Genomic DNA, 25,490 nt, shown 5'->3' with positions numbered 1-25,490 from the left:
ATCAGGCGCCCGGGGCCAGCCCGGCGCGCATGATCGCTTCGGCGACGGGCGCGGCGAGGCCGTTGCCGCTGACCTCCGAGCGGGCGGCGTCGCTGTCGGCGATCACGACGGCTACGGCGATCTGCTTGCCCTGGGCGTTCTGGGCGTACGACACGAACCAGGCATAAGGCGTACCGCTGTTGTCGACGCCGTGCTGAGCGGTGCCGGTCTTGCCGCCGACGGTGAGCCCGTCGATCCGGGCGTTGGTGCCGGTGCCCTTCTCCACGACCGTCCGCATGGCCGACTGGAGCTGGCGGGCCGTGTCGGCCGACATCGCCCGGCCGTACTCCTTCGGGTCGCTCTTCTCCAGGACGCCGGAGGTGCCGTCGGTGACGCGGTCGACGAGGCGGGGCTTCATCAGCAGGCCGTCGTGGGCGATGGCCGAGGAGACCATGGCCATCTGGAGCGGGGTGGCCCGGACGTCGAACTGGCCGATGCCGGAGAGCGCGGTCTGCGCCTTGTCCATGCCGGTCGGGTAGAGGCTCTCGGCGGCGCGTACGGGCGTGTCGAGCTTGCCGTCGCCGAAGCCGAGCTTCTCGGCCTGCTCGGCGACCTTCTGCTGCCCGAGCCGCTCGGCCAGGTGGCCGAAGACGTTGTTGCAGGAGTACTGGAGCGCGGTGCGGATCGAGGCGTTCGTACAGGGTGCGGCGCTGTTCTCGTTGCGCAGGTAGGTGGTGGTGCCGGGCAGGAGGTAGGGGTCGGGGCTGTCGGTGGCCTGGTCGACGGAGGTGTAGAGGCCGTTCTCCAGCGCGGCCGCGGCGACGACGAGCTTGAAGGTGGAGCCCGGCGGATAGGTCTGGCGCAGCGCGCGGTTGAGCATCGGCTGGCTCTTGTCCTTCTGGAGCGCCTCCCAGGCCTTCCGGTCGGCCGAGCCGCTCCCGGCGAAGCGCCCGGGGTCGTACGAGGGGGTGCTGGCCATCCCGAGGATCGCGCCGGTGGCGGGGTCGAGGGCGACGGCGGCGCCGGTCTTGTCGCCGAGCGCCTCGTAGGCGGCCTTCTGCACCGCCGGGTCGAGGGTGGTCAGGACGTCGCCGGGGGTGGGCTCCTTGCCGGTGAGGGCGTCGGACGGGCTGCTCAGCCGGCTGTCGCGGCCGTCGAGGACGGAGGCGTAGAGGCTCTCCAGCTGGGTGCTCCCGTAGGCCTGGGAGAGGTAGCCGGTGACCGGGGCGTACATCGCGCCGTCGGTGTAGGTGCGCTTGTATTTCAGCTCGCCGTCGGTCTCGGCGGAGCCGGTGACGGGCTTGCCGCCGACGAGGATGTTCCCGAGCGGCCGGGAGTGGGCGGCGATGGTCTGGCGGCGGTTGTGGGGGTTGTCGTCGAGCGCCCCGGCCTCCGCGGCCTGGACCCAGGTGGCCCGGACGAGCACGGCGAGGACGAGCAGCAGGGCGAAGACGGCCACGTGCCGGAGCGGTCGGTTCATCGGGGGCGCGGTCCCTGTCTTTGGCTTACGGTTCGGTCGTACAGATGTCCCGAAAACTCCCGTAAGGGGCGTCGGGGTTCCCCGCCTCGATGAGAGCTGGGTGAGAAAAATGCCGTCCGAGGACCGGGACCGGCTCCAGGCGGTCCTGGAGGCGCTGCCCGCGGGCGCCGTGCTCCAGAGCCCGGCCGACGAGGTGCTGGCGGTCAACGCGAAGTTCGTCGGCATGTTCGACCTGGCGGGCCGGGTGGACCTCTCCCCCGGTTCCCCCATGCGGGCGGTCGTCCCCCTCGTACGGGCCTTCTTCGCCGGCACCGGCCCCGGCGCCGCGGACGGGCTCCAGACCCGCGGCCACGTCCACCGGACGGCCGAGATCCCGCTCGCCGACGGCCGCGTCATCCGCCGCGAGGTGGAGCCGCTGCGCCACGGCGGCGTCTCGCTGGGCGCCCTGTGGGTCTTCCAGGACATCACCGAGCGCAAGCGGCGCGAGCACGACCTGGAGCGCGACAACCGCGCCCTGACCGAGCTCGCCCGGCAGCGCAACGCCTTCACCGCGGCGGCCTCGCACGAGCTGCGCACCCCGCTCACGTCGATCCTCAGCTTCTGCGAGCTGCTCGCCGACCCCGCCTTCGGCGCGCTCACCGCGGACCAGCGCTCCTTCCTCGACGCCGTCCACCGCAACGCGGACCGCATGCAGCGGGTGATCGCCGACCTGCTGCTGACCACCCGGATGCGGGCGGCGGCCCTGGAGCTGGAGTTCGGCGCGGTGGACGTGCCCGGGATGCTCCAGGAGGCCGTCCTGGACCGGCTGGCCGCGGCGAAGGATCCGGGCGTCTTCACGGTCCTGGACTGCGCGCCGGGCCCCGCGCTCCGGGGCGACCGGCACCGGCTCCAGCACGTACTGGCCAACCTTCTGGAGAACGCCGCGAAATTCACCCCGCCAGGCGGCCGGATCACGGTGACGGCCGCGCCCCGGGACGCGCACTGGGAGATCGAGGTCGCCGACACGGGGATCGGGATCCCCGAGAAGTACCGGGAGGAGATCTTCACGGGCTTCGTCCGGGCGCCCAACGCGGAGGGCGGCGGCTACCCCGGCACCGGCCTCGGGCTGGCCATCAGCCGCACCGTCGTCCAGCTGCACGGCGGCACGCTGACCGCCGGGGGCACGGAGGGCGAGGGCGCGGCGTTCCTGATCCGGCTGCCGGTCGACGGGCCGGCGGAGGGGGCGGGCGGCGAGGGCGGGGACGCCTGGGCCGAGGGGCCCGGCGGGGCGGAAGGAGTGCCCCTATGAGCCGCGTCCTGGTCGTCGAGGACGACGCCGACCTGGCCCTCGCCCTCCGCACGCTCCTCACCCGCGCGGGCTACGAGGTCCTGCACGCCGACAACGGCCGCGAAGGACTGCGGCTGCTCTTCGCCGAGCGGCCCGCGCTCATGCTCCTGGACATCGGGCTGCCCGAGCTCAACGGCTGGGAGGTGCTGGAGCGCACCCGGGACCTCAGCGACCTGCCCGTCCTGCTGCTCACCGCCCGGGGCGCCGAGACCGACCGGGTGCGCGGCCTGCGCGCCGGTGCCGACGACTACCTCCCCAAGCCCTTCGGCAACGACGAGCTGCTCGCCCGCGTCGAGGCGCTGCTGCGCCGCACGGACCCCACCCGCTGGGCGGGCGACTCCTTCGACGACGGGCTGCGGCTGGTGCCCGAGCGCCGCTCGGCGGTCTGGCAGGGCCAGGAGGCACGGCTCAGCGACATCGAGTACCGGCTGCTCCAGGTGCTCGTACGCAACCGGGGCCGGGTGATCACCACCGACCAGCTGCTCGACCGGGTCTGGGACGACCCCGAGGGGACGGGCCGGGAACGCGTGAAGTTCGCGGTCCTGAGACTGCGCCGGAAGCTGCGCCAGGCGGCGGGCGACGAGGCGGCGGACCCGCTGGAGGCGGTACGGGGGCTGGGGTACCGCTACCGGACGAACGGGGAGGGCTCCGGCTCGGGCTGATCCAGCCCGCCCGGCGCTTGAGGACACCGCCCGGAGGGAAACCCAGCCCGCCCGGCGCTCGAACACCGCCCGGAGAGAAATCCAGCCCGTCCGGCGCTTGAGGACACCGCGCGGAGCGCGGAAAGGGGGCCCGGGGGCTTGCCCCCGGTTCCGGGAAGGGGCGGGGCCGGGGAAAGGCCCCGCGCAGCGGCACCCAGCACCCCGCACCCCCAGCACCCGCACCCGCACCCGCACCCGCACCCGCACCCGGCGTCCAAGCCCGCACCCAAGCCCGCACAGGACCAAAGTCCCACCCCCCACCAGGCCCAAAGCCCCCACAACCCCGCCCCACAAGATCGCAACCGTCCGGCAACCCAACCCCATCCCACCCCGCAACCGACACCCCACAGGCTCTGGAGCTGTCACCCCCGGCCAGCCCCAGGAGTCACCCCGTGTCGCACAGCTCGTCGAACAGCGCCCTGCCCGCCCGTAGCGTCGCCGTCGTCCTCGGTACCCGCCCCGAGCTCGTCAAGCTCACCGACCTCGTCCGCCTCCTCGGCCCCGCCGCCCACCTGGTGCACACCGGTCAGCACTACGACGAGGAGCTCTCCGGCCGCTTCCTGGCCGAGCTGGGCCTGCCGGAGCCGACCTTCCTGACGGGCATCGGCGGGCAGCCGCGCGCCGTGCAGATCTCCGCCGCGCTCGCGCAGCTCGACGAGCTGTTCACCGCCGAGCCGCCGCTGGCCGTCGTCGTCCAGGGCGACACCAACGCCGCCCTCGCCGGCGCGCTCGCCGCCAACGCCCGGGGCATCCCGCTGCTGCACGTCGAGGCCGGGCTGCGCAGCCACGACCGCAACATGCCGGAGGAGCACAACCGCGTCCTCATCGACCGCATCGCCGACGTGCTGTGCGCCGCCACCGAGGACAACCGCGCCAACCTCCTCGCCGAGGGCGTGGCGGACTCCCGCGTCGTCGTCACCGGCAACACCGTGGTGGAGGCCGTGCACGGCCAGCTGCCGGACGCCGCCGCCCGCGCGGAGCTGCTGGCGCGGCACGGGCTGACCCCGGACTCGTACGTCCTGGCCACGGTCCACCGCCCCGAGAACACCGACTCCCCCGAGGCGCTGCGGGCGATCTTCACCGAGCTCGCCGCGCTCGTGGCCGACGGCCGGCCGGTCGTCCTGCCGCTGCACCCCCGCACCCGGGCCCGGATCGAGGCCGCCGGCCTGGAGCACCTGCTGGCCGGCCTGACCGTGACCCGCCCGCTCGGCTACGGCGAGTTCCTGGCCCTGGCCCGCCACGCGGCGCTGCTGGTCTCCGACTCCGGCGGCATCCAGGAGGAGTGCACGGTGCTGGGCCGCCCGCTGGTGGTCGTGCGCCGCTCCACGGAGCGGCCGGAGGCCATGGCGGACTTCGCGGACCTGGTGGAGCCGGGCGCGGAGATCGGGCACGCGGCCCGTCGCCGCCTCGCGGAGGGGCCGGAGGGCCTGGCCCGCCTGTCGTCGCTCCCGAGCCCCTTCGGCGACGGCCTGGCGTCGGACCGGATCGTGACCCTGCTGGCCGCGATCGCGGCGCCGGCGGAGCTCGCGGCGGCCGCGTAGGGGTTCCCCTCCCCCGCCCGCCCCTTCCGTCGCAGACGGCCGCCACCACGACCCGCCCAGGAGCACCGCATGTTCTCCAGCCCCTTCCTGCTCGCCTTCCCCTTCCTCCTCCTGATCTGCTTCCTGCTCTACTGGGCGGGGGCCCGGAACGCCTACCTGCGCCGCCCCGCCGTCGAGGACGGCGACCCGGCGTCCCACGAGTGGCACTTCTTCGTGCCCTGCCGGGACGAGGAGGCGGTCGTCGGCACCACCGTGGAGCGGCTGCGCGCCGACCACCCGGGCGCCCACGTCTGGGTGATCGACGACGACAGCGAGGACCGCACCGGCGCGATCGTGGCCGAGCGCGCCGAGACCGACCGCCGTGTGCACCTCGTCAGCCGCCGCCGGCCCGAGGCCCGGCAGGGCAAGGGCGCGGCCCTCAACGCCGCGTACGACGAGCTGAACCAGTTCCTGTCGGAGGACACCGACCGCGAGAAGGTCGTCGTGTGCGTCATCGACGCCGACGGCCAGCTCGACCCGCGGGCCCTGGCCCGCGTCAGCGGCCCCGCCGGCTTCGGCGACCCGGAGATCGGCGGCATCCAGGTCAGCGTGCACATGCGCAACGCCGAGGACCCGCGTCCGCTGGCCGACCGCGGCCGGGTCCGCAACGCCTTCGCCCGCCTCCTGGTCCGGATGCAGGACATGGAGTTCTCCGTCTCCAACGCCGGCATGCAGCTGCTGCGCGGCCGCACGGGCTCCGTCGGCCTCGGCGGCAACGGCCAGTTCACCCGGCTCGCCGCCCTGGACCGCATCGCGGCCGCCGAGCGCCGCCCGTGGAAGCGCGGCGCGCTCCTGGAGGACTACGAGCTGGGGCTGCACATGATCCTCAACGGTGACCGGATAGCCCACATAGCCGACACCTGGGTCTCTCAGGAGGGGCTGCCGCACGGCCGCCGCTTCCTCACCCAGCGCACCCGCTGGGCCCAGGGCAACCTCCAGTGCGTCCGCTACGCGCCGCGCATCGTCTCGTCCCGCCACTACGGCGGCAAGGGCGTCCTGGAGACGCTGTACACCTTCCTCCAGCCCGTCGCCCACCTGGTGACCCTCGCGCTGTGCGCCGTGATGTTCGCCGTGCTCGGCCTGACCGTCGCCGAGGAGGGCTTCGGCGAGGCGTTCGGCGGCATGCTGGCCCTGTGGCCGCTGGTGATCGCCCTGGCCGTGGTCTCTGTCCTGCCGTTCGTCCTGTGGGGCCCGGTCTACCGCCGGGACCGCGCGCCCGGCAGCTCGCTGCTCGTCTCCCTGCTGTGGGGCCTGGCCCTGTGGGTGTACGCGTACCACCTCTTCCCGGCGTCCGCGCGCGGCTTCGTCCGGATGCTGCGGGGCCGCAACGGCTGGGCCAAGACCCGCCGCAACGCCGAGGTCGTCACCTCCGGCCCGGTGGCCGTCGAAAGCTGACCCTCCGGCCTTCTGCGGCCCCCCGCGCGCAAACCATGAAGTGGGTCACAGAATCGGCCCATGGAGCAACCTCCACTCCCGTTACGCCATCTGACCCCCGGTGACTCATGTCCCGGAGCGGTTCCGGGTGGCGGAACGGGAGTGTTGTGCGGGTACCGGAAATCAGCACGCGGATGCACCTGCTGCTGCTCACGGCGTGGACGGTGCTGTGGTTCGCGGTCGTGGAGCCCAGCGGCGGCTTCTCCTGGCACTATCTGCGGACCGGCGGCGAGCTGATCTACCAGGGCGCGGACGGCGACGGCACCGGCGGGCTCAACCTCTACGCCCACCACCCCGAGCTCCAGATGGGGCCCATCAGCTTCCTGGTCGCGGGGCTGTTCAACCCCTTCTCGGAACACATGGGCCAGTTCCTCGCGGCGGCGTTCATGTCCGCCCTGGGCCTGGTCATCGTGGTCCTCGCGGGCCGCAGCGCCGCCATCCACTTCCTGGGCACCGGCACCAACCACCAGCGGCTGCGGCAGCGCGTCCTCATCGCCGGGCTGGCCTTCATCCCCATGTGGATCGAGGTCTCGGTGCGCTTCGGGCACCTCGACGACGTGCTCGCGCTGTTCTTCACCGCGCTGGCCGTCTGGTTCCTGACCCGCTGCAACCCGGCCGCCGTGGGCATCTGCCTGGCGCTGGCGATGGATTCGAAGCCGACCGCGCTCGCGTTCGTCCCGCTGATCCTCGCCCTCCCCCGGGACCGGTGGCTGCGGGCGGTCCTCTGGTGCGGGGCCCTGCTGGCCGTCGCCTGGCTGCCGTTCTTCGTCGCGGCCCCGGACTCCTTCGCCGCGGCGAAGTTCACCATCCCCAACAACCCCGCGTCCGCGCTGCGCTGGCTCGGCGGCAACACCCCCGTCACCCCCGACTGGGCCCGCCCCGCACAGGCCGCGCTCGGCCTCGCGCTCGGCGCGATCGCCGTGTGGCGCGGCCGCTGGGCCGGCGTGGTGCTGCTGGGCGCGAACGCCCGCATCCTCCTCGACCCCAGCGTCTACACCTACTACACCGCCTCCGTGCTGCTCGGCACCCTCCTGTGGGACGTGTGCGGGCAGCGGCGCCTGGTGCCGTGGTGGAGCTGGATCGCGCTGATCGTGCTCTACGGCAGCGTCTTCGCCGTCCCCGACGAGGCGGCCAAGGGCCTGATCCGGCTGTGCTTCGTGGCGGTGTCGACGGCGTACGTGCTGTTCTGGCCGCAGCACCGCCGCGGTCGGCGCGGGCCGCTGCCGGAGGAGGGCGACGCCCTCGTGGAGGGCCCGTGGGGGCCGATGTGGGATCCGAACCGATCGAGGCCGTGGGCGGCGCGTTAGACACTCCGCCGGAAGCGCGACGGAGTGCTGCGCCCCGTCAGGGGCGCGGGGAACTGCGCGACAAGCCCCCACCGGCCCGCAGGGACAGGGCCGGTCGAGACCTGCAAACGGCCCCCGTACCCATGGGTACGGGGGCCGTTTCAGAACCCGGCGGCGCCGACTCAGCCCTTCGGCAGCCCCGCCAGCTGCGCGCTGATCCGCTCGATGTCCGCGTCGGCCGTCTCCAGCCGCTTGCGGATCTTCTCCACGGCGACCTCGGCGGCCTTGGCGAGGAACGCCTCGTTGCCGAGCTTGGCCGTGGACTGCGCCTTGTCCTTCTCGGCGGCGGCCAGCGCCTTGGTCAGACGCTTGCGCTCGGCCTCGACGTCGATCGTGCCGGACAGGTCGAGGGCGACGGTGGCGCCGGCGACGGGCAGCGAGGCGGTGGCGGCGAAACCCTCACCGGCCGGCTGGAGGCGCAGCAGCGAACGCATCGCGTCCTCGTGGGCGGCGAGCGCCGTGCCGGTCAGGTCCAGCTGGGCCGGGACCTTCTGGCCGGGCTGGAGGCCCTGGTCGGAGCGGAAGCGGCGGACCTCGGTGACGACCTGCTGGACCGTCGCGATCTCCTGCTCGGCGGCCGCGTCACGGAAACCGCTGTCCTTCGGCCAGTCGGCGATGACGACGGACTCCTTGCCGGTGAGCGTGGTCCACAGCGTCTCGGTGACGAAGGGCACGACCGGGTGCAGGAGCTTGAGGGTGACGTCGAGGACCTCGCCCAGGACGCGGCGCGAGACCTCGGCCTCGGCACCGCCCTTCTGGAAGGTGGTCTTGGACAGCTCGACGTACCAGTCGAAGACCTCGTCCCACGCGAAGTGGAACAGCGCGTCGGAGAGCTTCGCGAACTGGTAGTCGTCGTAGAGCGCGTCCACCTCGGCGACGACGGCGTTGAGGCGCGAGAGGATCCAGCGGTCGGTGGCCGACATCTGCTCGACGGGCGGCAGGTCGCCCTCGACCGTGGCGCCGTTCATCATCGCGAACCGGGTCGCGTTCCAGATCTTGTTCGCGAAGTTGCGCGAACCCTGGACCCAGTCCTCGCCGATCGGCACGTCGACGCCGGGGTTGGCGCCGCGGGCGAGGGTGAAGCGGACGGCGTCGGAGCCGTACTTGTCCATCCAGTCGAGCGGGTTGACCGCGTTGCCGAAGGACTTCGACATCTTCTTGCCGAACTGGTCGCGGACCATGCCGTGCAGGGCGATGGTGTGGAACGGCGGCTTGCCGTCCATCGCGTACATGCCGAACATCATCATCCGGACGACCCAGAAGAAGAGGATGTCGTAGCCGGTGACCAGGACGGAGTTCGGGTAGAACTTCTCGACGCTCTCGGTCTTCTCGGGCCAGCCGAGCGTGGAGAAGGGCCACAGGCCGGAGGAGAACCAGGTGTCCAGGACGTCCGTCTCCTGGTGCCAGCCCTCGCCCGTGGGCGCCTCGTCGTCCGGTCCGACGCAGACCATCTCGCCGTTCGGGCCGTACCAGACCGGGATGCGGTGGCCCCACCACAGCTGGCGCGAGATGCACCAGTCGTGGAGGTTGTCGACCCAGCCGAAGTAGCGGGACTCCATCTCCTTCGGGTGGATGGCGACGTCGCCGTCCCGGACCGCCTTGCTGGCCGACTCGGCCAGCGGGCCGACCTTGACCCACCACTGCATCGACAGCCGGGGCTCGATGGTCGTCTTGCAGCGCGAGCAGTGGCCGACGGAGTGCTCGTACGGGCGCTTCTCGGCGACGATGCGGCCCTCGGCGCGCAGGGCCGCGACGATGGCGCTGCGCGCCTCCATGCGGTCCAGGCCCTGGAAGGGGCCGTGCGCGGTGATCACCGCGCGCTCGTCCAGGACGGTGAGCGACGGCAGGTCGTGCCGCTGGCCGATCTCGAAGTCGTTCGGGTCGTGGGCCGGGGTGACCTTGACGGCGCCCGTGCCGAACTCCGGGTCGACGTGCTCGTCGGCGACGACGGGGATGCGGCGGCCGGTGAGCGGCAGCTCGATCTCGGTGCCGACCAGGTGCTTGTAGCGCTCGTCCTCGGGGTGGACGGCGACGGCGGTGTCGCCGAGCATCGTCTCGGCGCGGGTCGTGGCGACGACGATGGAGGCGTCACCCTCGCCGTAGCGGATCGAGACGAGCTCGCCCTCGTCGTTCTGGTACTCCACCTCGATGTCCGAGATGGCGGTCAGGCAGCGCGGGCACCAGTTGATGATGCGCTCGGCGCGGTAGATCAGCTCGTCGTCGTAGAGCTTCTTGAAGATCGTCTGGACGGCCTTGGAGAGGCCCTCGTCCATGGTGAAGCGCTCGCGCGACCAGGCAACACCGTCACCGAGGCGGCGCATCTGCCCCGAGATCTGGCCGCCCGACTCGGCCTTCCACTGCCACACGCGCTCGACGAACGCCTCGCGGCCGAGGTCGTGCCGGGACTTGCCCTCCTTGGCCAGCTCACGCTCGACCACGTTCTGTGTGGCGATGCCGGCGTGGTCCATGCCGGGCTGCCACAGGACCTCGAAGCCCTGCATGCGCTTGCGACGCGTGAGGGCGTCGATCAGCGTGTGCTCGAAGGCGTGGCCCAGGTGGAGCGAGCCCGTGACGTTCGGCGGCGGGATGACGATGGTGTACGGCTCTTTGTCGCTCTTCGCGTCGGCCTCGAAGTAGCCCCGCTCTACCCAGCGCTCGTACAGCGGCCCCTCTACATCGGCCGGCGCGTACTGGGTCGGCAGTTCGGGGTTGCTGTCGTTCGGCCCGCTGTCGGGGCGCTGAGTGTTCTCGGTCACGGGAGAAGTCTACGGGGGCGTGCGCGGGGGTTACGAATCCATTCGGGGCGGCGTGCGCGGGGTGCGGGCGGGGCGCGCGGGCCGTGGGGTGCGGCTCTTGCCGGGCAACTGTTCCGAAACCGTTGCCACCTCGTGGTAAAGCCCGCGTAAGAGATCAGGAAGGATGATCGGACTGTCACGAGACTCTGCCACTCCCCCCACGGATTCGAAGAGAGACACGACGCGATGAGCTACAACCAGCCGGGCCCCTACGGCCAGCAGCCGCCCCAGCAGCCCGGCCCGTACGGCCAGGGCGGCGCCCCCGGCCAGCCCGGCTACGGTTACCCCCAGCAGGCCCCGCCGCCCCCGCCGCCGTACGCGGGCCAGCCCCAGGCCCCCTACGGCGCGCCGCAGCCCCCTTACGGCGCCCCCCAGCAGCCGGGCCCGTACGGCCAGCAGCCTTACGGCCAGCAGCCGGGCATGCCGGGCCAGTACCCGCCGCCGGTGCCGCCGCAGGGCGGGGGCAAGGGGAAGGCCATCGGCATCACGATCGGCGCCCTGGTGGTCGTGGGCGCGCTCGTGGGCGGTGCCGTGTACTTCATGGGCGGGAGTGACGGGGAGGTGGCGCCTTACACGATGGTGATGCCGGAGACCCTGCTGGACGGGAAGTACACGAAGGCTTCCGCCTCCACCCCGGACAAGGCCCCCAAGAGCGTGGCCGACGACAAGGACGCCAAGCAGTACGGCATCGAGAACGGCACGGTCGTCTCCGAGGCGTACACCAACGCCGAGAAGCAGAGCCTGGGGGTCAGCGGCGTCTACGGCACGATCGCGGACCCGAAGAAGACCGCCGACGCGATGATCGCCAAGTCGGAGGAGAACCAGAGGAAGATGCAGGGTCTGACCAAGAGCCAGACCGAGACGGTCACGCCCTTCACGGCGTTCACGCCCAGCGGCTTCGACGGCGCGGTCCTGAAGTGCAAGTCCGAGAAGACCACCGCCACCTACGGCACCATCTCGTCGTCCTCCGAGACCTCCATCTGCTTCTGGAGCGACACCAGCGCGGTCGGCGTGGTCCAGCACCGGGTCTCGAAGAGCTCGATGGGCACCTCGGGTGCCACCGGCAACGTGATGTCCGCCAAGGACCTCGCCGAGGCCACCGCCAAGATCCGCAACGAAGTCCGCAAGAACAAGTAGCCCCCCAAATAGCAACCCTCCCCACACGCGACAGCACAGCGCACCGAGCCCCGAGGAACCCCCACATGAACGACAACCAGCCGGGGCAGGCCCAGCCGCCCTCCGCCGCGAAGAGCAAGGGCAAGGGCAAGGCCATCGGCATCGGGGCCGGCGCGCTCGTGGTGGTGGGCGCCCTCGTCGCGGGGGGCGTCTACCTCCTCGGCGGTGACGAGAGCGAGGACGCGGCCTCGTACACGATCGTGATGCCGGACACCCTCGTGGACGGCAAGTTCAAGAAGGACTCCTCGGACGGCGACGACAAGCCGGAGCCGCCGAGCGACTCGGACACCGAGGAGATGAAGGCGTTCGGCATCGAGAACGCGGACGGCGCCGACGGCTCGTACACGAACGCCGAGAAGCAGAGCCTCCGCGTCATCGGCGTGCACGGGGACATCCCGGATCCCGCGAAGAGCGTGGAGACGATGCTCGCCAAGATGGAGAAGGAACAGAAGGACGAGCAGAAGGTCCCCGGGGCCAAGACGGAGACGACCCCGTACAAGGACTACCGTCCGGCCGGCTTCAAGGGCGCGGTGCTGAAGTGCACCGATTCGAAGACCACGTACACCTTCGACGGGGGCGCGCCCATGGGCGGCGCGCTGGAGACCAGCACCTGCGTGTGGGGTGACAAGGGCGTCCTCGGCATGGTCACGGCCGACAACATGCAGGGCGTCGCGGAAGGCAAGACCAAGGGGCTGTCCGCCAAGGAGCTGTCCGAGGTCACGGCCAAGGTCCGCACCGAGATACGCAAGAAGAAGTAGCACGAACCCTAGGGGGACCCCCACATGAGCCAGCACCAGCCAGGACCGCCGCTGCCCCAGCAGCCGCCGCAGCCGCCGGCGCAACCGCCGTCGTCGAACCCGTACGGGCAGCCGGCCCAGCCCGGTCCCGGCCAGGGGTACCCCCCGCCGCCCGCGTACGGGGCTCCCCAGCAGCCGGGCCCGTACGGAGCGGCTCCGCAGCCCCCGAACCCGTACGGGCAGCCGTACGGGGGTCCGGGCGCGCCCGGGCAGTACCCGCCGCCGATACCCCCGCAGGGCGGCGGCAAGGGCAAGATGATCGGCATCGCGGCCGGCGCGGTCGTGCTCGTCGCGGCGATCGTGGCGGGCGTCGTCCTCGTGGCCGGGGGCGACAAGAGCGACGACAAGGCCGACAAGGCCGACGGCAAGAACTCGGCGAGCCCCGCTCCCAGCGCCTCCTCCGCGTCGCCCGCTCCGGCGAAGCGGTACAAGCTCGTCGCGCCCGACGTGGTCCTGGGCGACTACAAGAAGGACGCCGGGGACTCCACGGGCGGCTTCGACTCCAAGGACCTGAACACCCTCAGGCTGCTGGGCGTCGTCAACCCGCAGAACGTCACGGGCGCCTACAAGTCCGGTGAGGACAAGCGCGCCCAGAAGCTGCTGCGGTTCACGGGCGCCTGGGCCGACGACGTCCGGGACCCCGAGGCGGTCGTGGACGGCCTGTTCAAGGACATCGCGAACAGCGCCGCCAAGGACAAGGACAAGGACTCGAAGACCGAGTTCGAAGGCAGCCCGCAGCGGATGTCCCCGGCGGGGCTGGGCGACGCGGTGCTGAAGTGCCAGGTGAGCAAGTGGAGCAAGCCGAACTCGCCCGGTTCCAAGGAGCTCCGGATGCCGCTGTGCATCTGGGCCGACAAGTCCACGGTCGGCACGGTCTTCGCCCTGGACGCCTCCCTGATCGTGCAGGGCCTGGACCTCGGGATCGAGGAGGCCGCGAACCGGACGGCCAAGCTGCGGCAGGAGGTTCGCGTGGAGACCACGGAGGAAGCCGGGAGCCGGGCCAGCTGAGAGGGACGCCATGAGCCACCACCAGCCAGGGCCGTACGGCGCGCCGGGGTCCCCGCGGCAGCCGTCGCAACCGAACCCGTACGGAGGGGCGCCGCAGCAGCCTTACGGTCAGCCCTACGCCCAGCAGCCCTTCGGTCAGCCTTACGGTCAGCCGCCGTACGCGCAGCAGCCTTATGGTCAACAGCCGTACGGCCCGCCGCCGGTGCCACCGCGGGGCGGCGGTAAAGGCAAGGCGATCGGCGTCGCGGTGGGCGCGCTCGTGCTCGTCGGGGCGATCGTCGGAGGCGTCGTCCTGCTGGCGGACGGCCGGGACGGCGCCCCGGACGACGGCAGGCGCTATCAGCTCACCACGCCTCAGACGGTGGCCGGCGTCTACCAGAAGGACGCGCGGGAGTCGGACAAGGCGGGCTTCGACGCGGCCGAGCTGGACGACCTCAGGAAGCTGGGGGTGTCGGACGCGCAGGACGTCGGCGCCGTCTACGAGACCGGCACCGGGAACGCGCGCAGGATGCTGCGGCTCAACGGCGCCTGGGGCAGGGTGAAGGACCCCGGGAAGGTCGTGGACGGGATCTTCGCGCTGATCGCGCGGGACAGGGAGAAGTCGTCCAAGAAGACGAAGTTCGAGGGCAGTCCGCGGAAAGTCACCCCTGAGGGACTCGACGCCGCCATCATGAAATGCCAGTACGGCAGGTACGAGCTACCGAGCGGGAGTTTCACGATGCCGGTCTGCGTCTGGGCCGACCGCAGCACGGTGGGCCTCACGGTCCTCTCCGACCAGGGGGCGGCCCTCGCCGGCAAGGACATCCCCATGGACGAGGCGGCGTCCCTCGCGGCGCGGCTCCGGGCCGAGGCCCGCGTCGAGATCGCGAAGTGACGCGCTGAACAGGGCCGCGCTCGTCACGTCGGTGGCCGGGGCCGCGGTGGCCGTGGCCGGCGCCCTGCTCCTGCTGGGCGGTGGGGGCGACGAGGGCGGCCCGGCCACCCGGCTCGTCACCCCACCCACCGTCGCGGACGGCGCGTACCGGCTGGTGGCGGACACCGCGGCGCTGGAGAAGGAGGGCATCAGCGTCCAGCCGGGCATGCCGGAGGGCACGGTCTCGGTGCTGGCCCGCTACGCGCGCGCGGACGACCCGAAGGCCACCTTGTCGCTGTCCGGCGCGTACGGCGGCGTGGGCGACCCGCAGGCCGTCCTGGACGGCATGCTGAAGGGCTTCGAGGAGGGCCCGGGCTCCCCCGCCGTGGTCTCGGCCCGCCACGTCCTCACCCCGGACGGCCCCGGGGGCCCGGCCCTCACCTGCGAGGTCGTCCGCCTGGACGGCCGTACGTACGCCCCGGCCTGCGCCTGGGCGGAGGAGTCGGACGCCGCCCTGCTGATCGGCTTCGACCCGCGCAAGACCTCGGCGACGGCAGTGGACGAGGCGGCCTTCGCGAAGGTCACGGCCGCGGTCTACCGGGACGTCCGCGAAACGGGCTGAGCCCCCCGCCCGGGCGCCCGCCCGGGAACGGTTGCGCCTCCGGGCCGGGCCGGTGTGGACTGCGCGCATGACTGCCACCCGTGTGCTGTACCTGATCGCGTGTGCCGCCTCGCCCACGCAGCATGTCCGTACCGGCGTCGAGAAGGCCCAGGCCGCCGGGTGGGAGGTGTGCCTGGTCGTGACGCCCTCCGCGCTGCGGTGGATCGAGCGGGACGTGCCCGGGCTGGAACGGCTCACCGGGCATGTGGTGCGCAGCGCCCACAAGCTGCCGGGCGAGCCGGACGTGCTGCCGCCGGCTGACGCCATGGTCGTCGCGCCCGCCACGTTCAACACGGTCAACAAGTGGGCGGCGGGCATCAGCGACGCCCTCGCGCTCAGTCTCGTCAACGAGGCCGTCGGCCTGCGGCTGCCGCTCGTCGCGCTGCCGCACCTGAGCCCCGCCCAGGCGGCCCACCCGGCCTTCGGCCGCAGCGTGGCGCTCCTGCGGGAGTACGGCGTGAAGGTGCTGCTCGGGGAGGACGGGGGCGGCCTCACCGCGCCCGGGGCCGACCCGGCCGCCTTCCCCTGGGACGCGGCCCTGGCGGCCCTCCCCACGGCCTTCTAGCGCCCGCTCCGGGCCACGAAGAGGGGCGCCCGGCCGATTCCCCGGCCGGGCGCCCCTCAGAGGTGTGTGGCGTGCGCTACGCGCTCTTCTCGTGCCGCTCGTCCTTCGGGACGATGCGCGGCACCAGCGTCGGGTTGACGTTGGAGTGCACGACGTCCGCGGTGATGACCACGCGGGCCACGTCCTTGCGGGACGGGACCTCGTACATCACCGACATCAGGACCTCTTCCATGATGGCGCGCAGACCGCGCGCGCCCGTGCCGCGCAGGATCGCCTGGTCGGCGATGGCCTCCAGCGCCGGGCGGTCGAACTCCAGCTCGACACCGTCGAGTTCGAAAAGCCTTTGGTACTGCTTCACCAGGGCGTTGCGCGGCTCGACCAGGATCTGGAGGAGGGCCTCGCGGTCCAGGTTGTGGACGGAGGTGATGACCGGGAGGCGGCCGATGAACTCGGGGATCATGCCGAACTTCACCAGGTCCTCGGGCATGACCTCCTGGAACTGGTCGCTCGCCTCGATCTCGCGCTTGGAGCGGATCGTGGCGCCGAAGCCGATGCCCTTGGCGCCCGCGCGGGACTCGATGATCTTCTCCAGGCCGGAGAAGGCGCCGCCCACGATGAACAGGACGTTCGTCGTGTCGATCTGGATGAATTCCTGGTGCGGGTGCTTGCGGCCGCCCTGGGGCGGGACCGAGGCGGTGGTGCCTTCGAGGATCTTGAGGAGGGCCTGCTGGACACCCTCGCCGGAGACGTCTCGTGTGATCGACGGATTTTCGCTCTTACGGGCGACCTTGTCGATCTCGTCGATGTAGATGATGCCGGTCTCGGCCTTCTTGACGTCGTAGTCAGCGGCCTGGATCAGCTTCAGCAGGATGTTCTCGACGTCCTCGCCGACATAGCCGGCCTCCGTGAGGGCCGTGGCGTCGGCGATGGCGAAGGGCACGTTCAGCATCCGGGCCAGGGTCTGGGCCAGCAGCGTCTTGCCGGAGCCCGTGGGGCCCAGCAGCAGGATGTTGGACTTCGCCAGCTCGATGCCGTCGTCGCGGTGGCCGCCGTTCTCACCGGCCTGGACGCGCTTGTAGTGGTTGTAGACGGCCACGGAGAGGGCCTTCTTGGCCGCTTCCTGGCCGACGACGTAGCCCTCGAGGAACTCGTAGATCTCGCGGGGCTTGGGAAGCTCCTCCCAGCGCACCTCCGAGGTCTCCGCGAGCTCTTCCTCGATGATCTCGTTGCAGAGGTCGATGCACTCGTCGCAGATGTACACACCAGGACCCGCGATGAGCTTCTTCACCTGCTTCTGGCTCTTGCCGCAGAACGAGCACTTGAGCAGGTCGCCGCCGTCACCGATGCGTGCCACGAGGTGCTTCCCCTTCGCCTGGGATCCGCCTTGCTCTGCGAACCCGGGTGCTTGCCTATCGACGGTACCTTGCCGGGCCCCCCGAGCGGGCCCCCCTTGGACCTACTCGGTCCAAGGGGGCGGCCGGCGGCACGGTGGTCCGGACGGACTTCCGGACGGAAGTCCCACCGGAAACGGTCAGGCCGTAACGGACGTCTTGCGCGTCGAGACGATCTGGTCGACCAGACCGTACGCGAGCAGCTCGTCAGCGGTGAGGATCTTGTCGCGCTCGATGTCCTCGCGGATCTTCTCGATCGGCGTGGTCGAGTGCTTGGCCAGCATGTCCTCGAGCTGGGCGCGCATCCGCAGGATCTCGTTGGCCGCGATCTCCAGGTCGGAGACCTGACCCCGGCCCGTCTCGCTGTACGGCTGGTGGATCAGGACGCGGGCGTTCGGCAGCGCCATCCGCTTGCCGGGGGTACCGGCGGCGAGCAGCACGGCCGCGGCGGAGGCCGCCTGGCCCATGCAGACCGTCTGGATGTCGGGCTTGACGAACTGCATCGTGTCGTAGATCGCCGTGAGCGCGGTGAAGGAGCCGCCCGGGCTGTTGATGTAGATCGAGATGTCGCGGTCCGGGTCCATCGACTCCAGGCACAGCAGCTGCGCCATGACGTCGTTGGCCGAGGCGTCGTCGATCTGCACGCCCAGGAAGATCACCCGCTCCTCGAAGAGCTTGGCGTACGGGTCGTACTCGCGCACACCCTGCGAGGTGCGCTCGACGAAGCGCGGGACGATGTAGCGGGACTCGGCGCGCGGGCCGGTCGACTGCGACTGGGGGCCGGTGTAGAGGCCGCTGCCGGCGTAGTTGTTCATCTGCTTCTTCACCATCCTGATGGCGTTCGGTGGGGCGGGGTTTCGCTGCGTGGGCGTGCCGGGGCTCAGGCCCCGGTGCCGCCCCCGCCCGGAACGCCTGCGGCGGTCTTCATGACCTCGTCGATGAGACCGTAGTCCTTGGCCTCCTCGGCGGAGAACCAGCGGTCGCGGTCGGAGTCGTGCGTGACCTGCTCGACGGTCTGACCGGTGTGGAGGGCGGTCAGCTCCGCCATCCGCTTCTTGGTGTACAGCAGCCGCTCGGCGTGGATCTTGATGTCCGAGGCGGAGCCCGCCAGGCCCGCGGAGGGCTGGTGGATCAGGATCTCGGCGTTCGGCAGGGCGAAGCGCTTGCCGGGCGTACCGGCGCTCAGCAGGAACTGCCCCATCGAGGCGGCGAGGCCCATGGCGATGGTCACCACGTCGTTCTTGATGTACTGCATGGTGTCGTAGATCGCCATGCCGGCCGTGATCGAGCCGCCCGGGCTGTTGATGTAGAGGTAGATGTCCTTGTCCGGGTCCGCGGCAAGGAGGAGCAGCTGCGCCGTGATCTTGTTGGCGATGTCGTCGTCGACCGGCTGGCCGAGGAAGATGATCCGTTCCCCGAGCAGTCGGTTGTAGACCTGGTCGCCGAGGCCACCGAAGCTCGGCTCGCCGGCGGCGGCGGAAGGCATCAGATTCGTCACGTATCCACCTGCTCGTTGTTCGACGGCCGCGAGCCGTCTCAGCGTCTTCTTCACGGGGCGGGGTGCGGGCGCGTCGTCCGGGCATCCGCGTCGCGCCACGGGACTCCCCTGCCCCCGTATCTACGGACCCTAACGCGCTGGTAGGCGGGCGCCATCCCGCATCAGGAACTGTTCGCTCTGAGCGCAGGTTCCCCGGCGGCCCGGAGACCACGGCGGGCCCGGCCGCGACACCCCGGTGGGGTGTCGCGGCCGGGCCCGTTTCCGTCACCGGTCGCGCGGACCGGTCACGAGGTGGGCGAGGCTCAGGCCTCGGTCTTGTCCTCGGTGCCCTCGGCGGCCTCGACGACCTCGGTGGCGGCCTCGACCGTCTCGGCGGTCTCGTCCTCGTCGTCCAGGTCGACGACCTCACCGTTGGTGTCCAGGACCTTGGCGACCTCGACGACGGACGCCAGGGCCTTGCCGCGGGCGACCTCGCCGACGAGCATCGGCACCTGGCCACCCTCGACGACGGCCTGGGCGAACTGGTCGGGGCTCATGCCGGAGGACTGGGCACGGCGCATGAGGTGCTCGGTGAGCTCCTCCTGGCCGACCGACAGCTTCTCCTTGTTGACGATCTCGTCAAGGATGAACTGGGTCTTGATGCCCTTCTCGGCCTGCTCCTTGAGCTCGGCGTCGAACTCCTCGGCGGACTTGCCCTGGATCTCCAGGTACTTCGCCAGGTCCAGGCCCATCTGGCCCAGCTGGTGGTGCTCGAGGTTGTGCTTGCGGGTGTTGACCTCGTCCTCGAGCAGCTTCTCGGGCATCGGGACCTCGACCAGCTTGATCAGCTCGTCGAGGACCTTCTCCTGGGCCTGGGTGGCCTGGTCGTACTTCTTCATGCGGGCGAGGCGCTTGGCGCTGTCCGCGCGCAGCTCCTCCAGGGTGTCGAACTCGCTCGCCAGCTGGGCGAACTCGTCGTCCAGGGCGGGCAGTTCGCGGGCCTTGACGGCGGTGACGTCGACCTTGACCTCGGCCTCCTTGCCCTCGGCGGAACCGCCCTTGAGCTCGGAGGTGAAGGTGGCGGTGGCGCCGGCCTCGAGACCGGTCACGGCCTCGTCGATGCCCTCGAGCAGCTGGCCCGAGCCGATGGTGTAGTCGATGCCCTTGGCGACGCCGTCCTCCAGGACCTCGCCGTCGACCTTGGCCTCCAGGTCGACGGTGACGATGTCACCCTCGGCGGCGGCGCGCTCGACCGGGGAGGTGGTGGCGAAGCGGTCGCGGAGCTGCTCCAGCGACTTCTCGATGTCCTCGTCGGTCACCTCGGCGGCGTCGACGGTGACCTCGATGCCGGAGTAGTCCGGGATCTCCAGGGTCGGGCGGATGTCGACCTCGGCGGTGAAGGAGAGCAGCTCGCCGTCCTTCAGCTCCGTGATGTCGACCTCGGGCTGGCCCAGCGGGTTGAGGTCGGCCTCGTTGACCGCCTCGGTGTAGAACTTCGGGAGCGCGTCGTTGACGGCCTCTTCGAGGACCGCACCGCGGCCGAACCGCTGGTCGATGACGCGGGCCGGGATCTTGCCCTGACGGAAGCCCTTCACCGTGACCTGCTGGTTGATCTTCTTGTACGCCGCGTCGAGGCTGGCCTTGAGCTCCTCGAAGGGCACCTCGACAGTGAGCCGAACCCGAGTCGGGTTCAGGGTCTCCACGGCGCTCTTCACGGTTCGGTCTCCTTGGGGCTGACTTCTGGGATTCCGCTGAGGTTCAGCGAGTCGCGCCCGGCACACAGACACACGGGCACGCAGCTTGCATAGTAACCGCAAGCAGGATGGGCCCCACAATGTGATCTTGATGGTCGGGGTGGCCGGATTCGAACCGACGACCTTCCGCTCCCAAAGCGGACGCGCTACCAAGCTGCGCCACACCCCGTCGGTGCGAGACGTAGGGTACATGCCCCCAGGGCCTCCGGACGCCGACTTTCCCGGGCGGTCGCGCGGATGACGGGCGGACGGCGGGCGGCGGACGGGCCGGCCGGTCGCGTACGGGGAGAGCGGGGTGTGCGGCGCACGGCCGGGACCCGCTACGATGCATCGCAGAGCCGTACGGCCCCCGGGCCGTCGCGGTGTGCGCGGGCGTAGCTCAATGGTAGAGCCCCAGTCTTCCAAACTGGCTACGCGGGTTCGATTCCCGTCGCCCGCTCCAGATGACGCCTCCGGCCCCTGGCCGGAGGCGTTTTTCGTGCTCCCGACCACACCCGGCACCGCGCCCGATCAGCTCGGCGAAGGACATCGCCGCACGTCGGAGCCGTCAGAACTTGATGCCGTTTATCGTCTCGGCCAGCGAGTTCAGGAAGCGCTGGATCGACGGGGCCATGCCCGTCGACGCGAGGAAGAAACCGAAGAGGATCGCCACGATCGCCGGCCCGCCCTTGATATTGCCGGCGCGGATCATCACCACCAGCACGATCGCCAGGAGCAGCACCACTGACAGCGAAATGGCCACAACTGATCACACCCTCGGTCGGAACACCTGGTCGGCCCCGGAAGACATGCTGCCCCGCAGCCCCCACACATCAATCATCGTGCCACCAACTTGCCCTCTACAGGGGCAGTGTGACGTTTCGTCGGTAGCTCGTCGAGAATCGTCCGGAAAGCTGCGGGAGATGATATCGGGCGACTTGACTGGGACAAGACCGGTTCGGGGTGAATAAGCAAATAAACGGAACAGGGTTTTACCGCTTCCGATTCCGCCGCTAAGGTGCCTCGAATGCCTCCCGCTGTCACCCCTCCCACACGATCGGCGGTGCCCGCACCGCGGCTTCCGGGGCTCCCCGGAGCATCCCCCGCCGGAGCGGGGCGCGATCCGTTCTTCGACAACGCCAAATACCTGGCGATCGTCCTCGTGGCCCTCGGGCACGCCTGGGAGCCGCTCACCCACACCAGCCGCGCGGCGCTGGCGCTCTACCTCACCGTCTACGCCTTCCACATGCCGGCGTTCATCCTGATCTCGGGCTACTTCTCCCGTGGCTTCGACCTGAGCCCCGCCAAGGTCAAACGGCTGGTCACCGGGGTCGTCGTGCCGTACCTGATCTTCGAGGTCGCGTACACCTTCTTCCAGCACCGGGCGGAGGACGCCCCGCCGGAGCCGATCACGCTGCTCAACCCCTGGTACCTGAACTGGTTCCTGGCCGCGCTGTTCGTCTGGCGGCTGACCACGCCGATCTGGCAGAACCTGCGCTGGGCCGTTCCCGTGTCGTTCGCGATCGCGATCCTCGCGGCGCTCTCACCCGAGGTCGGCAACGATCTCGATCTTCAGCGGGTTCTTCAGTTCCTGCCGTTCTTCGTCATCGGTCTCCACATGGAGCCGCACCACTTCCGGCTCGTACAGCGCCGGTGGCTGCGCATCGCCGCCGTACCGGTGTTCGCCACCGCGATCGCGGTGGCCTACTGGGCGTCGCCGCGGATGAACAGCTCGTGGTTCTACCACAACGACAGCGTCCAGGAGCTGGCCGCGCCCCTGTGGGCCGCGCCGGTGATGCAGCTGGCGATGTTCGGCTGCGCCGCGGTGCTGATCGTGTGCTTCCTCGCCTGGGTCCCGCGCCGCACCGTGTGGTTCACGGCGCTGGGCGCGGGCACCCTCTACGGCTTCCTGCTGCACGGCTTCCTGATCAAGCTCTCGCGCTGGTGGGAGTGGTACGACGCCTACGCCTGGATCCGCGAGCCGGTCGGCGGCGTGGTGGTGACGGTGCTGGCGGCCGGGATGATGACCGCGCTGTGCACCCCGCCGGTGAGACGGGTCTTCCGCTTCGCCGTGGAGCCGAGGATGGAGTGGGCCTTCCGCAAGCGGCCCTGAGGGGCCTCAAAACGGCTCAGCCGGCCCGGACGGCCTGGACGACCGGACGCTTCGGACCGCGAAGTCGTCCAGGCCGAGCAGTTCACCCATACGGGCGTACTTGCGTCGCAGCCTCTCGCGGGTGTCCGGGTCGAGGGCGGCGGCCCGGGCCGGGTCCGCGTTGTGCGCGAGGTCCGCGGCCTTGACCGTGAGCGCGCCCGGCGTGGCGAGGATCCGCGCCGCGTACGCCTCGGGGGCCTCCCCGGGCCTCTTGGTCACCGCGAGCACGATGTCCTTGGTCTCCCGGGGCAGCTCCGCCCCCGCCAGCCACTCCTCGGTGACGGCGCCGTCCTCGACCGCGTCGTGCAGCCAGGCGGCGGCGATCTGCGCCTCGCTGCCGCCCCGCGCCCGTACGCCCTCGGCGACCGCGGCCAGGTGCTCGCTGTACGGGCGCCCGGCCTTGTCCGTCTGCGTGGCGTGCGCCCTGCGGGCGAGGGCCTCCACGGCGGCGAGGTCCAGCGGCGCGGGTGCGGGGTGGTGCGGCATGCGGCTCCTCGGGGGACGTGGGCGGCCGGTCAGTGGCGGCAGATGAGCAGCAGGGCACGGTCGTCGTTGACGTCCTTGGCGACCGCCTCGATGAGGTGCCAGGCCGCGCCCTGGAAGCCGCCGGAGACATAGCGGTCCGCCTCGCCGGTGAGCCGGTCCATGCCCTCGGTGAGATCCCGCTCGGCCGTCTCGACCAGGCCGTCGGTGAAGAGCATCAGGACGTCGCCGGCGCCCAGCGTCCCCTTTATCGGGTCGAACTGGGCGCCGTCGTAGACGCCCAGGAGGGGGCCTTCGGCGGCCTTCTCCTCCCAGCGGCCCGTGCCGGCGCTGAGCTGGAGGCCGGGCAGGTGCCCGGCGGAGAACATCTCGTAGTCGCCGCTGTCGAGGTCGAGGACGAGATGGACGGAGGTGGCGAAGCCCTCGTCCCAGTCCTGGCGGAGCAGATAGCCGTTGGCGGCGGGCAGGAAGGCGTGCGGCGGCAGCGAGCCCAGCAGGCCGCCGAAGGCCCCGGAGAGCAGCAGGGCGCGCGAGGCGGCGTCCATGCCCTTGCCGGAGACGTCGGTGAGGACGACCTCCAGGGTGCGCCCGCCGTTGGTCCGGGCGGCGACGACGAAGTCGCCGGAGAAGGACTGGCCGCCGGCCGGGCGCAGCGCCATCTCCCGGTGCCAGCCGCGCGGCAGTTTGGGCAGCTTGCTCTGGACGCGGATGCGTTCGCGCAGGTCGAAGAGCATGGTGCCGCCGCGCCGCCAGGGCACGCCGACGCGGCTGCGGAACTGGGCGATGAGCAGGCCGAGGAAGCCGACGGCCGCGACGACGAGGATGGTGCCGGGGGTGACCCGGTCGGCGCCGCCGTGCCCGCCCGTGTCCAGGGCGGCGGCCTCCACGATCAGGGCGGCGGCGGAGGCTGCGTAGAGGGCCAGCAGGCTGGCGGGGCGCAGCAGCAGTCCGCCGGCGACGATGGGCAGGACGAGCGCCGAGGGCGCGCACCACTCGGGCAGAGCCACGGTGCCGAGCGCGAGGGCGGGTACGCAGAGCAGCAGGGCGCCCAGGGCGATCCAGTCGGAGCCGTCGCCGCGGAAGTAGTCGACACCGGCTTTGCGCACGCTCGTGCGAGCCCGGTGCAGTGCTTTGCGCATCCGGGCCGTCGGGGTCTCCGCACCGCCAGTCATTGCATCGTGACCTTATCCACCCATTCGGCGGTGCGTCGACTCACGCCGCGCCGACACGTCGACCTGGGGCAGGGCGCAAAGAAGCACGGAGAGCCACCATATGCGAAATTCGTTCGCCCGGAAGGGAATCCGCTGCTGTCATGAGGGCATGACGACGGAGTTACGAGTACTTCGCCAGGCCGACTGGGACGCCTGGTACGGCACGCTGGAGCTGGCCTTCGGCGGGGTCGCGGAGGCTCCCGAGGAGGCCGCGCTGTGGCGGGAGCTGGCCCGGTTCGACCGTTCGATCGGCGCCTGGGACGGCCCCGAAGTCGTGGGCACGACCGGGGCGTTCGCCTTCCGGATCACGGTCCCGGGCGGCGCGGTGGTGCCCGCCGCCGGGGTGACGATGGTGGGCGTGCGGCCGACGCACCGCAGGCGCGGCGTGCTGCGCGCGATGATGCGGCGTCAATTGGACGACGTACGGGCCTGGGGTGAGCCGATAGCGGTGCTGACGGCTTCCGAGCCGGGGATCTACGGCCGGTTCGGCTACGGCACCGCGACCCACTCCCTGCGCGTGACCGTCGACACGACGCGGGTGCGTCTCGCCGTCCCGGACGGCACGGACGAGGTGCGGTTGCGCTTGTCGAAGCCCGAGGAAGCACGGGACGCCTGCGAGGCGGTCTACGCGCGCCGGGTAGCCGCCCGCCCCGGGATGCTGGAGCGGCAGCCCGGCTGGGAGGCGCAGCCGCTGCTGGACCCCGCCGATCAGCGCGCGGGGGCCTCGCCGTTGCAGTGCGTGCTGGCCGAGGCCGGCGGCGAGGTGGTGGGGTACGCGCGGTACGCGGTGAACGTGGAGTGGACGCAGGCGGGGCCGAACGGCACGGTGCGGCTGCGCGATGCCGAGGCCCTGACGCCGGCGGCGTACGCGGCGCTGTGGCGCTATCTGTGCGGGATCGACCTGACGTCGCGGGTCACGTGCTTCAGCCTGCCGGTCGACGATCCGCTGCTGCACCTGGTGGGTGACGCACGGCGGTGCGAGCCTGCGGTGCGGGACCAGTTGCACCTCCGGCTGGTCGACGTGGGCGCGGCGCTGGCCGCGCGGACGTACCGGACGCCGCTGGACGTGGTGTTCGAGGTGGCCGACGACTTCTGTCCGTGGAACGCGGGGCGCTGGCGGCTCACGGGGGACCCGAAGGGGGCCTCCTGCGAGCGTACCGAGGACGCCGCGGACCTGGTGCTGTCCGTGCGGGAGCTGGGCGCCGCCTATCTGGGCGGGGTGTCGCTGGCGGCGCTGGCGGCGGCCGGGCGGGTGACGGAGGTGCGGGAGGGCGCGCTGGAGGAGGCGGCGACGGCGTTCGGCGGCTCGGTCGCGCCGTGGCTGCCGCACGGCTTCTGAGC

General features: G+C 71.4%; 22 protein-coding genes and 2 tRNA genes. 14 read left to right on the top strand and 10 right to left on the bottom strand.

The window, feature by feature from the left end:
* Nucleotide 1: 1 nt before the first annotated feature.
* Entirely contained in the window at nucleotides 2-1,459 is a 1,458-nt protein-coding gene (locus SMD11_RS22380; RefSeq protein ID WP_087928135.1) for a peptidoglycan D,D-transpeptidase FtsI family protein, read from the bottom strand.
* A gap of 109 nt (nucleotides 1,460-1,568) precedes the next feature.
* On the opposite strand from SMD11_RS22380, the gene SMD11_RS22375 reads away from it, so the two are divergent.
* The 5 genes from SMD11_RS22375 (at nucleotide 1,569) to SMD11_RS22355 (ending at nucleotide 7,808) form a co-directional block, all read left to right on the top strand.
* Nucleotides 1,569-2,747, top strand: coding sequence for a PAS domain-containing sensor histidine kinase (locus SMD11_RS22375; protein ID WP_087928134.1), 1,179 nt, complete (start codon nucleotides 1,569-1,571; stop codon nucleotides 2,745-2,747).
* Nucleotides 2,744-3,448: a response regulator transcription factor gene (locus SMD11_RS22370; RefSeq protein ID WP_087928133.1), complete on the top strand. Its 705-nt coding sequence runs from the start codon at nucleotides 2,744-2,746 to the stop codon at nucleotides 3,446-3,448. The genes SMD11_RS22375 and SMD11_RS22370 overlap by 4 nt, the downstream gene beginning before the upstream one ends.
* 431 nt (nucleotides 3,449-3,879) lie before the next feature.
* Nucleotides 3,880-5,028, top strand: a complete 1,149-nt coding sequence (gene wecB, locus SMD11_RS22365) for a non-hydrolyzing UDP-N-acetylglucosamine 2-epimerase (RefSeq protein WP_234366131.1) — start codon at nucleotides 3,880-3,882, stop codon at nucleotides 5,026-5,028.
* Between the two features lie 69 nt (nucleotides 5,029-5,097).
* The gene (locus SMD11_RS22360) at nucleotides 5,098-6,462 is read left to right on the top strand and encodes a glycosyltransferase family 2 protein (protein WP_087928132.1); all 1,365 of its coding nucleotides are present in this window, start codon (nucleotides 5,098-5,100) and stop codon (nucleotides 6,460-6,462) included.
* Between the two features lie 173 nt (nucleotides 6,463-6,635).
* A complete protein-coding gene (locus SMD11_RS22355; protein ID WP_087928131.1) occupies nucleotides 6,636-7,808 on the top strand; it encodes a hypothetical protein in 1,173 nt (390 codons plus the stop codon).
* Nucleotides 7,809-7,969: 161 nt separating this feature from the next.
* Here the strand turns inward: SMD11_RS22355 and SMD11_RS22350 are convergent, their stop codons facing one another.
* Nucleotides 7,970-10,603: a valine--tRNA ligase gene (locus SMD11_RS22350; RefSeq protein ID WP_087928130.1), complete on the bottom strand. Its 2,634-nt coding sequence runs from the start codon at nucleotides 10,601-10,603 to the stop codon at nucleotides 7,970-7,972.
* 225 nt (nucleotides 10,604-10,828) lie between these two features.
* Between SMD11_RS22350 and SMD11_RS22345 the strand changes: the two genes are divergently transcribed.
* The 6 genes from SMD11_RS22345 to SMD11_RS22320 all read left to right on the top strand — a co-directional run bounded on the left by SMD11_RS22345 (nucleotide 10,829) and on the right by SMD11_RS22320 (nucleotide 15,702).
* Nucleotides 10,829-11,779, top strand: a complete 951-nt coding sequence (locus SMD11_RS22345; protein ID WP_087928129.1) for a hypothetical protein — start codon at nucleotides 10,829-10,831, stop codon at nucleotides 11,777-11,779.
* 65 nt (nucleotides 11,780-11,844) lie between these two features.
* Nucleotides 11,845-12,576 (top strand): hypothetical protein, encoded by a 732-nt coding sequence (locus SMD11_RS22340; protein WP_087928128.1) that lies wholly within the window; start codon nucleotides 11,845-11,847, stop codon nucleotides 12,574-12,576.
* 24 nt (nucleotides 12,577-12,600) lie between these two features.
* Nucleotides 12,601-13,623: a hypothetical protein gene (locus tag SMD11_RS22335; protein ID WP_087928127.1), complete on the top strand. Its 1,023-nt coding sequence runs from the start codon at nucleotides 12,601-12,603 to the stop codon at nucleotides 13,621-13,623.
* A gap of 10 nt (nucleotides 13,624-13,633) precedes the next feature.
* On the top strand, nucleotides 13,634-14,497 hold the full coding sequence (locus SMD11_RS22330) for a hypothetical protein (RefSeq protein WP_087928126.1): 864 nt from the start codon (nucleotides 13,634-13,636) through the stop codon (nucleotides 14,495-14,497).
* Between the two features lie 31 nt (nucleotides 14,498-14,528).
* Nucleotides 14,529-15,098, top strand: coding sequence for a hypothetical protein (locus SMD11_RS22325; protein ID WP_087928125.1), 570 nt, complete (start codon nucleotides 14,529-14,531; stop codon nucleotides 15,096-15,098).
* A 67-nt stretch (nucleotides 15,099-15,165) separates the two neighbouring features.
* On the top strand, nucleotides 15,166-15,702 hold the full coding sequence (locus tag SMD11_RS22320; protein WP_087928124.1) for a flavoprotein: 537 nt from the start codon (nucleotides 15,166-15,168) through the stop codon (nucleotides 15,700-15,702).
* Nucleotides 15,703-15,778: 76 nt separating this feature from the next.
* On the opposite strand, the gene clpX is transcribed toward SMD11_RS22320, so the two are convergent.
* The 5 genes from clpX to SMD11_RS22295 form a co-directional block, all read right to left on the bottom strand.
* Nucleotides 15,779-17,056: an ATP-dependent Clp protease ATP-binding subunit ClpX gene (clpX, locus tag SMD11_RS22315; protein ID WP_087928123.1), complete on the bottom strand. Its 1,278-nt coding sequence runs from the start codon at nucleotides 17,054-17,056 to the stop codon at nucleotides 15,779-15,781.
* A gap of 177 nt (nucleotides 17,057-17,233) precedes the next feature.
* Nucleotides 17,234-17,908 (bottom strand): ATP-dependent Clp protease proteolytic subunit, encoded by a 675-nt coding sequence (locus SMD11_RS22310; RefSeq protein ID WP_087930670.1) that lies wholly within the window; start codon nucleotides 17,906-17,908, stop codon nucleotides 17,234-17,236.
* Between the two features lie 65 nt (nucleotides 17,909-17,973).
* Complete coding sequence (locus SMD11_RS22305) at nucleotides 17,974-18,579, bottom strand: ATP-dependent Clp protease proteolytic subunit (protein WP_199844083.1); 606 nt, start codon at nucleotides 18,577-18,579, stop codon at nucleotides 17,974-17,976.
* Nucleotides 18,580-18,893: 314 nt separating this feature from the next.
* Nucleotides 18,894-20,285 (bottom strand): trigger factor, encoded by a 1,392-nt coding sequence (gene tig / locus SMD11_RS22300; RefSeq protein WP_159395343.1) that lies wholly within the window; start codon nucleotides 20,283-20,285, stop codon nucleotides 18,894-18,896.
* A 131-nt stretch (nucleotides 20,286-20,416) separates the two neighbouring features.
* Nucleotides 20,417-20,493, bottom strand: a tRNA-Pro gene (locus SMD11_RS22295).
* Between the two features lie 199 nt (nucleotides 20,494-20,692).
* Here SMD11_RS22295 and SMD11_RS22290 point away from each other — a divergent pair.
* Nucleotides 20,693-20,766: transfer RNA gene (locus SMD11_RS22290), tRNA-Gly, on the top strand.
* A 105-nt stretch (nucleotides 20,767-20,871) separates the two neighbouring features.
* Here the strand turns inward: SMD11_RS22290 and SMD11_RS22285 are convergent.
* Nucleotides 20,872-21,066, bottom strand: a complete 195-nt coding sequence (locus SMD11_RS22285; RefSeq protein ID WP_087928121.1) for a hypothetical protein — start codon at nucleotides 21,064-21,066, stop codon at nucleotides 20,872-20,874.
* A 300-nt stretch (nucleotides 21,067-21,366) separates the two neighbouring features.
* On the opposite strand from SMD11_RS22285, the gene SMD11_RS22280 reads away from it, so the two are divergent.
* Complete coding sequence (locus SMD11_RS22280; RefSeq protein ID WP_234366130.1) at nucleotides 21,367-22,416, top strand: acyltransferase family protein; 1,050 nt, start codon at nucleotides 21,367-21,369, stop codon at nucleotides 22,414-22,416.
* A gap of 6 nt (nucleotides 22,417-22,422) precedes the next feature.
* Here the strand turns inward: SMD11_RS22280 and SMD11_RS22275 are convergent, their stop codons facing one another.
* Nucleotides 22,423-22,941 carry an HD domain-containing protein gene (locus tag SMD11_RS22275; protein ID WP_087928119.1) on the bottom strand — a complete coding sequence of 173 codons (519 nt, stop codon included), beginning with the start codon at nucleotides 22,939-22,941 and terminating at the stop codon, nucleotides 22,423-22,425.
* A 29-nt stretch (nucleotides 22,942-22,970) separates the two neighbouring features.
* Nucleotides 22,971-24,110, bottom strand: a complete 1,140-nt coding sequence (locus tag SMD11_RS22270; RefSeq protein ID WP_087928118.1) for a PP2C family protein-serine/threonine phosphatase — start codon at nucleotides 24,108-24,110, stop codon at nucleotides 22,971-22,973.
* A 148-nt stretch (nucleotides 24,111-24,258) separates the two neighbouring features.
* Here SMD11_RS22270 and SMD11_RS22265 point away from each other — a divergent pair, with 148 nt between their 5' ends.
* Nucleotides 24,259-25,488 carry a GNAT family N-acetyltransferase gene (locus SMD11_RS22265; protein ID WP_087928117.1) on the top strand — a complete coding sequence of 410 codons (1,230 nt, stop codon included), beginning with the start codon at nucleotides 24,259-24,261 and terminating at the stop codon, nucleotides 25,486-25,488.
* Nucleotides 25,489-25,490 lie beyond the last annotated feature (2 nt).

Origin of the sequence: Streptomyces albireticuli (genome assembly GCF_002192455.1) — a bacterium.
Lineage (GTDB): Bacteria > Actinomycetota > Actinomycetes > Streptomycetales > Streptomycetaceae > Streptomyces > Streptomyces albireticuli_B.
The sequence above is the reverse complement of the archived record's forward strand: the minus strand, read 5'-3'. Positions and strand labels throughout refer to the sequence as shown.

Excerpts from the sequence above, each read along its gene's own strand:
- SMD11_RS22380 (WP_087928135.1), bottom strand. The coding sequence starts at position 1,459 with ATGAACCGACCGCTCCGGCACGTGGCCGTCTTCGCCCTGCTGCTCGTC.
- SMD11_RS22375 (WP_087928134.1), top strand. The coding sequence starts at position 1,569 with ATGCCGTCCGAGGACCGGGACCGGCTCCAGGCGGTCCTGGAGGCGCTG.
- SMD11_RS22370 (WP_087928133.1), top strand. The coding sequence starts at position 2,744 with ATGAGCCGCGTCCTGGTCGTCGAGGACGACGCCGACCTGGCCCTCGCC.
- SMD11_RS22360 (WP_087928132.1), top strand. The coding sequence starts at position 5,098 with ATGTTCTCCAGCCCCTTCCTGCTCGCCTTCCCCTTCCTCCTCCTGATC.
- SMD11_RS22355 (WP_087928131.1), top strand. The coding sequence starts at position 6,636 with ATGCACCTGCTGCTGCTCACGGCGTGGACGGTGCTGTGGTTCGCGGTC.
- SMD11_RS22345 (WP_087928129.1), top strand. The coding sequence starts at position 10,829 with ATGAGCTACAACCAGCCGGGCCCCTACGGCCAGCAGCCGCCCCAGCAG.
- SMD11_RS22340 (WP_087928128.1), top strand. The coding sequence starts at position 11,845 with ATGAACGACAACCAGCCGGGGCAGGCCCAGCCGCCCTCCGCCGCGAAG.
- SMD11_RS22335 (WP_087928127.1), top strand. The coding sequence starts at position 12,601 with ATGAGCCAGCACCAGCCAGGACCGCCGCTGCCCCAGCAGCCGCCGCAG.
- SMD11_RS22330 (WP_087928126.1), top strand. The coding sequence starts at position 13,634 with ATGAGCCACCACCAGCCAGGGCCGTACGGCGCGCCGGGGTCCCCGCGG.
- SMD11_RS22320 (WP_087928124.1), top strand. The coding sequence starts at position 15,166 with ATGACTGCCACCCGTGTGCTGTACCTGATCGCGTGTGCCGCCTCGCCC.
- SMD11_RS22310 (WP_087930670.1), bottom strand. The coding sequence starts at position 17,908 with ATGAACAACTACGCCGGCAGCGGCCTCTACACCGGCCCCCAGTCGCAG.
- SMD11_RS22305 (WP_199844083.1), bottom strand. The coding sequence starts at position 18,579 with ATGCCTTCCGCCGCCGCCGGCGAGCCGAGCTTCGGTGGCCTCGGCGAC.
- SMD11_RS22275 (WP_087928119.1), bottom strand. The coding sequence starts at position 22,941 with ATGCCGCACCACCCCGCACCCGCGCCGCTGGACCTCGCCGCCGTGGAG.
- SMD11_RS22270 (WP_087928118.1), bottom strand. The coding sequence starts at position 24,110 with ATGACTGGCGGTGCGGAGACCCCGACGGCCCGGATGCGCAAAGCACTG.
- SMD11_RS22265 (WP_087928117.1), top strand. The coding sequence starts at position 24,259 with ATGACGACGGAGTTACGAGTACTTCGCCAGGCCGACTGGGACGCCTGG.